We start from the raw sequence: 12,523 nt of genomic DNA, 5'->3' as shown, positions 1-12,523 counted from the left end.
AATTCTTATGCATCTGACAGTAAGGTGTTAATATTAATTTTAGGTTCACCAAAAAGAGGTACTTCGTTCCTTTTTAAGCGGAGCTTTTACGTCAAAGTTGGATCAAATTGATTCACTGTAAATGTTGATTTTATGCAATCCAAGGCATTTTTGCCTTGTTTTCTTACAGTAGATACATATCCACGGATTCTAGTAAAAGCGTTAGCTCCAGCAGAACTTCTAAAGGTGCCTGAAATCTTTTGCTTAACTTTAGCCATACGTAAATCACGTTCTGCTAAGTTATTATCAAAAGGTATATCAAAGTCATACATGAAAGCAAGTATTTGTTCCTTATAGCCATTTAATCTATTGAGTAAATTAAGACTGGCACTTTTCTTTACCTTCTTTTTAGAATATAATTCAATGTTTTTAGCATAGTCTTCGTCAATGCCAGCTTTAAGTATTTTATCATACTTAGATTCAAAATCCTGAATTTTATCTAAAGGTAAAGCATTTTGTTTGTTATTAGCTAAATCTACTTCTTTTTTTATATCTAACAATAGATTTTTCATTGGCTTTGCCCAGTTTTGACCTTGTAATTCAGTTATACCATTAAGTTCTCTTAATATATGAGCATTACATAGAGCATGATTGCAGTTAGTATACTTAAAATAAGTTTTAAAACCATCATGGACTGCCGTCCCAGTAAAGTTTGGAAGTATTGTAATATCATCAATAGCCTTTTTACCACGCTTTTCATGGCATTCATAATATGTAAGATTTTTATTAGAAGCAACATGAAGCCACTGGCGTTTTTTATCTATATAAATACCAGTTTCATCAAAATGAACTGCTCCTGTAGATGAGGTAAGGCTATTTCTAATCCTATTTGTTATAGCTTGTAAATTATCATGACAGTCTTGATTGAAGGTTACCATACTACCTTGACTTAAATGATGGTTAAATAAATCCTCAATGAGTTCAACAGCACGTTTATACGGAATCAACTGATATTGAGTTAAGTAAACAGCTATCGCTTTTAGGCGTTCTCCATATTGAACTGTATTCTTTATTTCTTCTGGGAAAGCAGCTGTATTTTTACTTTTACAATGAGGACATATTTTAACTTCTGCTCTATGCTCTACAATTTTAACTTTTACATCTGGTATATCTATAATTTGACGAACAATATATCTTTCAGGAGGTACATCCTTTAGGGATGCTCCGCATTCAGTACAGAATTCAACATTGTGAATTTCAATTTCATCAGGAGTATCATGTAAACACAATGTTGTTCCCTCATGACCCCTTTGACCGCCAGGTTTTTTACCTGATTTTGTTCTTAAACTTTTAGTCTTCTTTTTAAAGCCATCTGACGATGGAGGTTTACTGCTATTACTACTGTTTTTGTTGACTTGGCTTTCTAATGATTTTACACGCTCGTTTAGAGCCTTATTCTCTTTAGAAAGTGTTTCTACTTGAGATTGTAGTTCTTTAATTTGATTTGATAATTCTTTAATAACACCTATAACCTGAGATACACCTTGATTGTAAATCTCGATGATTTGGCCTTCACTCACGATGTGTCACCACCTTATCATTAGTTTTTGCAAGACAGGCTTTATGATACCAAAAAATAATGATAAATGGAAGGCTTTTTTTCAATAAATTAATAATAACAGTAAATTTAAATTATTTTAATAGCTGAATAGTTACTCAATTTATGATAAATATAAAATTTTCTAAATTATTTATTTTTTTAACTAATTTTACATTTCTTTATAGTTTATTGACTAAATGTTTAATTACATTAAAACCTATGATCTAATTCCCCATTATTTCTGTGAATTCCCTTATATCTATTTTTAATTTATTGACTATAAGTTATGCAGATTATTTATTTTTTTTTTAATACTTAACAAAATATTAACTTTTATTTCATAAATATATATATAATTACATTCTATATAACAGTAAACTAAAAAAAGTTCAAACAGCAAAGAACAATACCTGAACTTTGCCATTTGAACTTTTAACTTAAACTTTTAACTTAAACTTTTAACTTAAAACTTTTATCTTTCAACTATAATAGCTGTTCCCATTCCTCCGCCAATGCAAAGTGTTGCCAATCCTTTTTTAGAATCTCTCTTTTCCATTTCATATAAAAGAGTAGTAAGGATTCTTGCTCCTGAACATCCGACTGGATGGCCTAAAGCAATTGCTCCACCATTTACATTTACTTTACTCATATCAAACTTTAAATCTCTGGCAACTGCTATACTTTGTGCAGCAAAAGCTTCATTAGCTTCTATTAAATCTAAATCTTCAACTTTTAAATCTGCTTTTTCCAAAGCTGCTTTAGTAGCATAGAATGGTCCATATCCCATAATTTTAGGATCCAGGCCTTTTGTTCCATATGATTTTATTGTAGCCATTGGCTTTATTCCTAATTCTTCAGCTTTTTCAGCACTCATTACTATTATTGCAGCAGCACCATCATTAATACCTGATGCATTTCCTGCTGTAACAGTGCCATCCTTTTTAAATGCAGGCTTTAATTTTGCTAATGCCTCTATTGTTGATCCAAATCTTGGGTGCTCATCCTGATCAAAAATAACTTCACCCTTTTTAGTTTTTATAACTACTGGAACTATTTCATCCTTAAATCTTCCTGATTTAATTGCTGCTTCACTTTTTTTCTGAGATGCTAAAGCAAACTCATCCTGATCTTGTCTTGTTATGTTCCACTGCTCTGCAATATTTTCTGCAGTCATTCCCATATGGTAATTGTTAAAGATTTCCCAAAGACCGTCATTGATCATTGAATCAACTACAGTTGTATTTCCCATTCTTTGGCCCCATCTTGTTGTAGGAAGCAGATATGGTGCTCTTGACATATTTTCCATTCCGCCTGCAACTATGATATCAGCATCCCCAGCTTTAATTATCTGTGCAGCCAGGCTTACAGTTCTTAATCCGGAACCACAGACTTTATTAATTGTCATTGCTGGAATTTCAACTGGTAAACCAGCTTTTACAGCAGATTGTCTTGCAGGATTCTGTCCAAGTCCAGCCTGAAGCACATTACCCAAAATAACTTCATCAACTAATGCTGGGTCTAAATTTATCCTCTTTAAAGCTTCCTTAACCACCAAAGCACCTAAGTCTACTGCTGAAACACTCTTTAATGCTCCTCCATATGTGCCTACGGCTGTTCTTACAGCACTAACTATAACTACATCTTTCATTATAAAAACCTCCTATTTTGTTAATTGGTAATTTACCATATTAATTTACAAAGTTTTCTGTCAACACATTCATTATACCCAAATAAAATGCAATTATCAATAGATTTTGTTAAAAAATATACAAACTTTATGTTTATACAAATTCTTTAAAACAGTTTTCCCTCATTCCAAAATAATATAAAATAGCTTCTGTAATTCTTTTTGATGCCAGACCGTCTCCATATGGATTTACGGCTCTGCTCATTCTTTCATACTCATTTTTATTCCTTATTAATTCATTTCCGTTTTTAATAATATTATCCTTATCTGTTCCTATAAGCTTTACTGTACCTGCCTTTACAGCTTCAGGTCTCTCCGTAACATTTCTTAATACCAGTACCGGCTTTCCAAGATGCGGTGCTTCCTCCTGAAGTCCACCTGAATCTGTCATTACCATAAAGCATTTATTCATAAGATTATGTGTTTCCTTTGTATCCAGGGGTGGTAATAAATGTACTCTTGGAACGTTCTGAAGCTTTGAATAGACTACATCCCTTACTACTGGATTAAGATGAACTAAGTAAACAAGCTCAACATCTTCATTTGACTCAACAATATTTTTAAGTGCATCGCAAATGTTTTCTATGCCCTTTCCCCAGTTCTCTCTTCTGTGAGCAGTTACCATTATGACTTTCTTACCTTCATAGTCAATTTTATTAAGTTCTTCATTTTCAAAAACATAATGCTGCTGAACTGTATACTTCATAGCATCAATAACAGTGTTACCAGTTACAAATATATTTTTCTCATCCACTCCTTCCTTTTTTAAATTTTCCTTTGCCCCTGTTGTAGGTGCAAAATGCATGTCTGCAATGGCCCCAGTCAATTTTCTGTTCATCTCTTCAGGGAAAGGAAAATATTTATCATGTGTCCTTAATCCAGCCTCTACATGACCAACTTTAATCTTTTTATAAAATGCAGCAAGTGCACCTGCAAATGTTGTTGTTGTATCACCATGAACTAATATTAGATCTGGTTTTTCCTTATCAAAAATTTCCTCTAGTCCGCTTAATACTCTTGTTGTAATACCTGTTAAGCTTTGCTTTGTTTTCATTATATTTAAATCAAAATCCGGAGTGATATTAAATAATTCAAGTACCTGATCAAGCATCTGTCTATGCTGGGCAGTAACACACACCTTATTTTGAATTTCGGGCATATTATTTAATTCCCTTACTAAGGGTGCCATTTTTATGGCTTCAGGTCTTGTTCCAAAAATTGTAATTATCTTTATTTTATTCATGACTTTTCCTCCATACTATTCTTTATGTTTAAAAAATCCACATTTCCATGCTATTAACACCAACAATATCATTATTACTGCTAAAATAAAGTATGATCTTTGAGGACTTACTTTCATGGCTAATATTGCAAAGGCCCCTAATACTGCACTGATTAAATACATTATGATAACGGTCTGCCTTTGTGTTAACCCCATATCAAGCAGCCTATGATGCAAATGTCCCCTATCGGCCTGCATTATTGGTTTTCCATTTAATTTTCTTCTGATCATGGCAAATAGTGTGTCATATATTGGCAGGCCCAAAGCTAATATTGGTACTGCAATGGCAAAAGCAGCTGCTGATTTAATAGCTCCTTCAATGGAAATAGAAGCCAGTAAAAATCCCAACAGCTGGGCACCGGTATCACCCATAAAGATTTTAGCAGGGTTAAAATTATATGGCAGAAATCCCAGTATTGAACCGCACAATATTGCAGTTAAATATGCAGCTTCTGTTCTATAATTCAATATGCTTACAAAAAACAAAGTGGCTGATGCAATGAAGGCTACCCCTGCTGCTAACCCATCCAATCCGTCAATTAAATTTATTGCATTTGTAATACCTATTATCCAAAGAAAAGTAAGCGGTATCCCAAGAACTCCTATATCTATGTATTGTTTATTATCAAATAGCGGATTTGTTATCAGCTGAATTTTTACTCCGAATATAATAAGGCACACAGTGGCTGCTGATTGAAATATAAGTTTCTGCCATGGCTTCAAGTCAAATTTATCATCTAAAAATCCACCAATAACTATAATTGTACTTCCTAGTAGTATTCCTACCTCAGCATGACTAATATTTCCAGCCTTAATTATAACCGTCAGCATAAATGAAAAATAAATTGCTAACCCGCCTAAAAGAGGTGTTGGTTTTAAATGCACTCTTCTTTTATCCTTTGGAACGTCAATAGCCTTAATGTATATTGCAAACTTTTTTACTATTGGAGTGAATATCAAAGATAATGCGAATGCTATGCAGCTCCATAAAAATATTAACTTCATAAACTTACCTTCCTTGAATTTTTTAAGTCCTAATAAGAAGAGTCACCTTCAAGAGAGTCATCATTATCTATCCACTGACTTACAGGCACTTCCCTAAAACTAGTCTTGCTGTCCCTTATTATAACCTTTTCAATTCCTGAATTTATTATAAATCTCTTACAAAGTGAACATGGTGATGCATTTTGTACATATTCACCACTTTTAACTTCCCTGCCTACAAGATACATTGCGGCTCCTATCATGTCCTGTCTTCTGGCGGAAATAATAGCATTCTGCTCTGCATGTACTGATCTGCATAATTCATACCTGGTTCCCCTTGGTACATTTAGTTCTTCTCTCCTGCATTTCCCAATATCACAGCAGTTCAACCTGCCTCTTGGAGCACCTGTATAGCCTGTAGAAATAATTTCATCTTGTTTTACAATAATTGCAGCAAAATTTCTTCTTAAACAAGTTCCTCTTTCTAAAACTGTCTCACAAATATCTAAATAATAATTTTGTTTTCCTATCCTTTCCATAGTTCCTCCAAATATTTAATACAATTAAGTTGTAAATCAGGTTACTCATAATTTATATTCTATAATAAAACTATTACAATTTAAAGTACTTCAGGTTAAAAACAGACTGTAATAAATAAGGCATAAAATCTTATTAAGTTATTTTCTCCATGTAAAATATACTTAATGTAGAAATTATGCCAAATTATAATAAATTATTTATTATTTAGTCCCAAATAGTCTGTCTCCAGCATCTCCAAGACCAGGAACAATATATCCATTTTCATTTAGCTTTTCATCTATGGAAGCCACATAAATGTCTACATCAGGGTGAGCATTCATTACTGCTTTTATTCCCTCCGGAGCTGCTATTAAACACATTAATCTTATATACTTAGCTCCCCTCTTCTTTAAAAGAGATATGGCATCAACTGCTGAGCCTCCAGTAGCTAACATAGGATCTGTAACAATTACTTCTCTTTCCTCAATATCCTGTGGAAGTTTGCAGAAATACTCTACAGGCTTAAGAGTTTTTTCATCCCTGTAAAGTCCTATATGACCTACTTTAGCAGCTGGTATCAGCTGAAGCATACCATCTACCATTCCAAGACCAGCTCTTAGTATTGGTACGATAGCTACCTTTTTCCCTGCCAACATCTTACATTTAGTCTTACATATAGGTGTTTCAATTTCAACCTCTTCCAGCTGTAAATCCCTGGTTACTTCGTAAGCCATCAGCATTGCTACTTCTTCAACTAACTGTCTGAAATCTTTAGATCCTGTATTCTTATCTCTTATTAATGCCAGCTTATGTAATATTAGTGGATGTGCTATTTGTGTAACTTTACTCATTTTACTTTCCCCCTATTGAATACTTTTTTTCAATTGCTGTGATTTTATTTATTCTTCTTTCATGTCTGCCGCCTTGAAACTGGGCATTTAAAAATGTATCAACTATATCAATAGCAAGTCCTGGTCCCACTACTCTCTGGCCCATAGCCAATATATTAGCATTGTTATGTTCTCTGCAGGCATGTGCACTAAAAGTATCACTGCAGAGTGCTGCTCTTATGCCAGGCACCTTGTTAGCAGCAATGCTTATTCCTATGCCAGTACCGCAAACCAGTATACCATAATCATATCTTCTGCCTGCTACCTCTTCTGCAACTTTAAGAGCATAATCAGGATAGTCAGTGGATTCCTCAGTATATGTTCCAAAATCCTTAAGCTCTATTCCATTTTCATTTAAATGCTTTATTATCTCATTTTTCAATGGTAGTCCTGCATGATCGCTGCCTAAAGCTATTTTCATATTTTACACCTCCAAAATATTTTATTTATATTTAATATACTTAATATAAGTATTATAAAACTTTGAAACACTTTAATATTGTTCTCATTAAATTTTTGTTAATGTATGAAATTTTTACACAAAAAAAAGATATCAGTACTTAATAAATACCCCTATCTTCTTTTAATCTTGTAATCAAAAAAATTATATAAACCTTTAATTGAGCAAATGTTTTTCTATAAACAGTTATATCCCCGCCCATGGGATCAATAACGTCATCACTTTCGCCCACAAACTCAGGTAAAGAAAAAATTTTATTTTTATATTCTGGGAAATTAGATGAAACAGAATTTTTTAAACCTGCAGTCATTGTGAAAATATAGTCAGCTTGGCGTATCATTTCAGGCATAAGCTGAACAGCTAATCTATCAGAAATATCAGTGTTTAAATTTTCCTTAATTACTAATGAAGCATTTTTTGATGTTTTATTGTGTGAGGTCACTAAAATCCCTGCAGATTGGGCAGTGATTCTGCCTCTATTGCTCATTGAGTTAAATATAGCTTCTGCCATGCAGCTTCTGCAGGTATTTCCTGTGCATACAAAAAGTATTTTCATACTTACCTCCTAGTTCAAGTTAATAATATCAAAGCCTGCGGATTTTTTCAGCCTATTCATTATTGCCAGCCCAACCCCGTTTTCTTCGAAGGACTCTGACAATATTAAATCAACATTTTTATCATCAAAAATTCTTAATGTTTCAAATAAATTTTTAGCTATAGTGCTTAAATCCTCTCTGCTTCCCAAAGATATTACAATACCATTTTTATAGTGGGCAATAGTTTCATCAGTAGCCATTATTCCCACTACTTTATTTTCATCTATATAATTTTGCACTATTTCATTTATTTTTGCAATAGTTTTTTTCAAATCCCCATTAACAATTTTCAGCGGTGCCTTAGGAGCATAGTGTCTGTATTTCATTCCCGGTGCTTTAGGTTTTAAATCTGCATTTGGCTTTTTCATAATTGCGGGATCTACATATATTTTATTGTCAACTTCCCTTAGCATTTCCAGTGTGATTCCACCAGGCCTAAGCACACATGGCGGATACACAGTACAGTCAATTACTGTAGATTCCACTCCAACTTTGCAGATACTTCCCCCAATGATATAATCCACTTTACCGTCTAAATCCTCAACACATCTCTCAACATCAGTAGGGCTTGGTCTCCCTGAAATGTTTGCTGATGGGGCAGCTATGGGAACATTGGCAGCGCTTATAAGCTCATGTGCAATTTTATTTGAAGGCATCCTAATACCTACACTATCTAATGAAGCACTGGTTACATCAGGAATTACATCTGTTTTCTGTAAAATTATAGTCATTGGACCAGGCCAGAATTTTTTCATTAACTTTTTTGCAACCTGGGGAATAGATTTTACTAAAGGATAAATCTGTTCTATATCTGAAATATGAACTATAAGAGGATTATCCTGAGGTCTTCCCTTGGCTAAAAAAATCTTTTTAACTGCTTCTTCATTAAGTGCATTTGCTCCTAAGCCATATACTGTTTCTGTAGGGAATGCCACAAGGCCTCCGCGTCTTATAATTTCCCCTGCTTCACTAATAGCATCTCTGCTGATATTATTGTCATCCACTTTAACAACTTTTGTAATCATATTTTTCCCACCTTTATAAAAACTGTATTATTATAAGTCCTGATAAAATTCCTCCAAGCACTCCCAAGGTGCTGGTTAATCCATCCCAAAGTTTGTTTGATTCCGGCATCATTTCTCCGCATACAACAAAAAGCATTATACCTGAAGCAAGTGCTAAACATGCCCCTAATATATCCTTGGATATAGAACCAATATAGGCTCCCAGAAATGCTCCTATAGCAGTTGGAAAGGCTGTTAAAAAAGCATATAATAGTATCTTCCCAGCTTTTACTTTTGAAGCCATTAATGGTGCTGATACTGATATTCCTTCCGGGATATCGTGAATTGCTATTACTAAGCTCATCTTAAGGCCAAGGCTTCCTCCAGTTGCAAACCCGCATCCCATGATTATTCCTTCAGGGAAATTGTGAATCATCAATCCCAAAGCCGTCATTACAGCAACCTTCATATGCTGGTTCATGCCTTTTAAGCTGACCTTCCTGTCCATATAAATAATAGTTACTACTCCAATAATGCAGAAAAAAACAGTTCTGAAAAGCCCCCAATGAGTAATTGATTCAGGAATCAGATCAAATACTACTATAGACAGCATTAATCCCCCTGCAAATCCTACTGTAGCTCCAAGCAATTTATTTGAAGGCTTTCTTACCATTATTCCCATAGATGCACCTATCATTGTGCCGATTAATGATATTAAACTTCCAAACAGCACTACCATAACTGTATAATTATTATTCAAAATCTCACCTAAAAAAAATTTATTCTATAATTAATATTTTAATTTGCCGCTAAATATTCTTTATATTTAAATCATTTTTTGTAAGAGTCTTCCCTGTATCTTTTAATTTTTTCAATGGCATCTTCAGAATACTCTGCATAAACGCAGCTTTTATAAATAGCATCTAATAGTGCATATTTAATTAGCCTGCCGCTTTTTATAACAGTGTAATAATATTGCTTTTCGGGGTACTGCTTTTTTATCTTACTGTAATAATAAGAAATATATGGATGATTTTTTAAAAAGTTAAGGCTGATTGGAAATAAACGCTTGCTTCTAAACTTTGAACTGCATATTAAATATATATTGAAATCTTCCTCATCTTCTATACTCTCCGTATGTACATAAACTACCTTTTCACATAATATATTTAACTCCTGCCTCATCTTTCCCTGATTTATCTTTAGTCTATAGTTATTATACTCAAATTTCAATGTTTCATTATTGCTTCTTATTAACATGGCAGCTAAAATAAGAAGCTGAATTATAATTAAATATACTATATAAAAAATTTTAAAACTCTTGAGCACAAGCAAAACTATAGGAAGCAGTAAAAAAATAAAGCACATAGACAGCATAAATCTTTTATAAGATCTTTTTTGCTTTCTAATAGCTTTATTAATATTCATACTATACCTCTCTTCTTATAAATGTTTATACTTCCTCATTACCCATGGCTTTCATCTTTTCAGCCTGATCTTCAGTTATTAATGCATTTATTACTTCATCAATATCTCCATCTAAGAAGGATTCAAGTTTATATAATGTTAATCCTATTCTGTGGTCTGTGATTCTTCCCTGAGGATAATTATATGTCCTTATTCTCTCACTTCTGTCCCCTGTTCCTACCTGGCTTTTTCTATCTTCAGCAATACCGGCACTTCTTTCTGCCTCAGCTTTTTTATACAATCTGGCCTTTAAAACCTTCATTGCTTTTTCTTTATTTTTAAGCTGTGATTTTTCATCCTGGCAGGTAACTACAAGTCCTGTTGGAATATGGGTTATTCTAACTGCTGAATCTGTGGTATTTACACACTGGCCGCCATGTCCTGATGCCCTGTACACATCTACTCTTAAATCATTTGGATTTATAACCAGATCCACATCCTCTACCTCTGGAAGCACTGCAACAGTAGCTGTAGATGTGTGAATCCTTCCACTGGATTCTGTATCAGGAACCCTTTGGACTCTATGTACACCGCTTTCGTATTTTAATTTACTATATGCATTTTCTCCTTTAATCATAAATACTACTTCTTTAAAACCCCCAAGATCTGTTTCATTTGCACTGATGGTTTCAACTTTTAACCCATGTCTTTCTGCATATCTTGTATACATTCTAAAAAGATTTGATGCAAATAAAGCAGCTTCCTCTCCACCAGCTCCTGCACGTATTTCTATAAATACATTTTTTTCATCATTAGGATCCTTAGGTAATAGAAGAATCTTTATATCATTGTATGTTTCTTCAATCTTTGAGGTTAAATCTTTAATTTCCTCCTGAAGCATATCTTTCATATCTTTATCTTGTTCTTCTTTAAGCATTTCCTTATCTTCATTTAATTCTTCTTCAGCTTTTTTATATTCCCTGTATTTAATTACTATTGACTCAAGTTCAGCATGCTCCTTGCAAAGCTTCTGCCACTCCTTTTGATCTGCCATAACTTCAGGGTCACTAATTTTAAGAGATAATTCTTCATATTTATTTTCAATGAAATCTAATCTTTTTAACATTTATTATATCACTCCGTAATAATAATTTAACAATTTATTATTATAACATAATTAAATAAAGCATATCAACAAAATTCAAAGTTTTCATCAAATTTCACTAATTTTCTTTATTTTAATTTTGTTATCTTTTTAAAATTCCCTTAACAACTCTGTCTCTCCCAGCTAAATCTTTTATGCAGTAAATATTACTAAATCCATTGGATTTCATTATATCCATCACCTGGTTTTTTTGAGTATCTCCAATTTCAAATGCCAATATACCATAATTATCTAACAGTTTAAGGCTTTGTTTAGTAATTTTGATGTAAAATTCAACGCCGTCTTCCCCACCATATAAAGCTTCATATGGTTCATAGTCTTTTACATCGCTCATTAATTTACATATATCCTCATCCTTTATATAAGGCGGATTAGAAACAATCATCTGAAACTTTTTATTTTCAATTACAGGTAAATTTAATATATCACTTTTTTCTACAAAAACTCTTTCCTTAAGTAAAAATTTATCTATATTTCTTTTTGTTACATCACATGCTGTATCAGATATATCATAACAATTTACTATAACTTCAGGTATATAATCTGCAATTGAAATTCCAATAGCACCACTGCCGCAGCATACATCACAAACATTGGTCACATTATTTTTTTTAATATCATCAATTGCTGATTCCACTAAAGTTTCAGTGTCAGGCCTTGGTATTAGTACCCCGGGAGTTATTATAAAATTCATTCCCATAAATTCACATTCACCTGTAATATATTTTACAGGCATATGCTTAATCCTCAAATTTATAAAGTTCCAAAATTCCTGCTGCTGTTTTATGTCAACTTTGTAATCTCTGTTTGTCATTACAAACAATTTATCTTTATTAATAGCCTTTGCCATTAGAAGCTGTGCATCCAATCTATATGATTCTATATCAGCATTTTTTAACAAATCATAGGATTGTATCAGCAGGCTCTGAATACTATTATCCATCTATGTG

At 33.0% G+C, this 12,523-nt stretch carries 13 protein-coding genes; all 13 read right to left on the bottom strand.

The genetic code is table 11. The features are described from left to right. Positions 1 to 86: 86 nt before the first annotated feature. The 13 genes from EQM05_RS01160 to prmC all read right to left on the bottom strand — a co-directional run bounded on the left by EQM05_RS01160 (position 87) and on the right by prmC (position 12,516). The gene (locus EQM05_RS01160; RefSeq protein ID WP_128748030.1) at positions 87 to 1,559 is read right to left on the bottom strand and encodes an IS66 family transposase; all 1,473 of its coding nucleotides are present in this window, start codon (positions 1,557 to 1,559) and stop codon (positions 87 to 89) included. 492 nt (positions 1,560 to 2,051) lie between these two features. Next, complete coding sequence (locus EQM05_RS01155; RefSeq protein ID WP_128748154.1) at positions 2,052 to 3,227, bottom strand: acetyl-CoA C-acetyltransferase; 1,176 nt, start codon at positions 3,225 to 3,227, stop codon at positions 2,052 to 2,054. A gap of 133 nt (positions 3,228 to 3,360) precedes the next feature. Beyond that, positions 3,361 to 4,509: a UDP-N-acetylglucosamine 2-epimerase (non-hydrolyzing) gene (gene wecB / locus EQM05_RS01150; protein ID WP_128748152.1), complete on the bottom strand. Its 1,149-nt coding sequence runs from the start codon at positions 4,507 to 4,509 to the stop codon at positions 3,361 to 3,363. Positions 4,510 to 4,524: 15 nt separating this feature from the next. After that, positions 4,525 to 5,553 (bottom strand): MraY family glycosyltransferase, encoded by a 1,029-nt coding sequence (locus EQM05_RS01145; RefSeq protein WP_128748150.1) that lies wholly within the window; start codon positions 5,551 to 5,553, stop codon positions 4,525 to 4,527. A 29-nt stretch (positions 5,554 to 5,582) separates the two neighbouring features. After that, positions 5,583 to 6,071: a cytidine/deoxycytidylate deaminase family protein gene (locus EQM05_RS01140; protein ID WP_128748148.1), complete on the bottom strand. Its 489-nt coding sequence runs from the start codon at positions 6,069 to 6,071 to the stop codon at positions 5,583 to 5,585. 201 nt (positions 6,072 to 6,272) lie between these two features. Next, complete coding sequence (gene upp / locus EQM05_RS01135; RefSeq protein ID WP_128748146.1) at positions 6,273 to 6,902, bottom strand: uracil phosphoribosyltransferase; 630 nt, start codon at positions 6,900 to 6,902, stop codon at positions 6,273 to 6,275. A gap of 1 nt (position 6,903) precedes the next feature. Then, positions 6,904 to 7,362 (bottom strand): ribose 5-phosphate isomerase B, encoded by a 459-nt coding sequence (rpiB, locus tag EQM05_RS01130; protein WP_128748144.1) that lies wholly within the window; start codon positions 7,360 to 7,362, stop codon positions 6,904 to 6,906. Between the two features lie 139 nt (positions 7,363 to 7,501). Beyond that, positions 7,502 to 7,957, bottom strand: a complete 456-nt coding sequence (locus tag EQM05_RS01125) for a low molecular weight protein arginine phosphatase (protein ID WP_128748142.1) — start codon at positions 7,955 to 7,957, stop codon at positions 7,502 to 7,504. A 9-nt stretch (positions 7,958 to 7,966) separates the two neighbouring features. Then, positions 7,967 to 9,022 (bottom strand): L-threonylcarbamoyladenylate synthase, encoded by a 1,056-nt coding sequence (locus EQM05_RS01120; protein ID WP_128748140.1) that lies wholly within the window; start codon positions 9,020 to 9,022, stop codon positions 7,967 to 7,969. Between the two features lie 13 nt (positions 9,023 to 9,035). Further along, positions 9,036 to 9,740, bottom strand: coding sequence for a ZIP family metal transporter (locus EQM05_RS01115; protein WP_128750996.1), 705 nt, complete (start codon positions 9,738 to 9,740; stop codon positions 9,036 to 9,038). 92 nt (positions 9,741 to 9,832) lie between these two features. Beyond that, a complete protein-coding gene (locus EQM05_RS01110; protein WP_128748138.1) occupies positions 9,833 to 10,429 on the bottom strand; it encodes a hypothetical protein in 597 nt (198 codons plus the stop codon). A 25-nt stretch (positions 10,430 to 10,454) separates the two neighbouring features. Further along, entirely contained in the window at positions 10,455 to 11,534 is a 1,080-nt protein-coding gene (gene prfA / locus EQM05_RS01105; RefSeq protein ID WP_128748136.1) for a peptide chain release factor 1, read from the bottom strand. 121 nt (positions 11,535 to 11,655) lie between these two features. After that, positions 11,656 to 12,516, bottom strand: a complete 861-nt coding sequence (gene prmC, locus EQM05_RS01100; RefSeq protein ID WP_128748134.1) for a peptide chain release factor N(5)-glutamine methyltransferase — start codon at positions 12,514 to 12,516, stop codon at positions 11,656 to 11,658. Positions 12,517 to 12,523: the final 7 nt, after the last annotated feature.

Source organism: Clostridium sp. JN-9 (genome assembly GCF_004103695.1).
GTDB lineage: Bacteria > Bacillota > Clostridia > Clostridiales > Clostridiaceae > JN-9.
The sequence above is the reverse complement of the archived record's forward strand: the minus strand, read 5'-3'. Positions and strand labels throughout refer to the sequence as shown.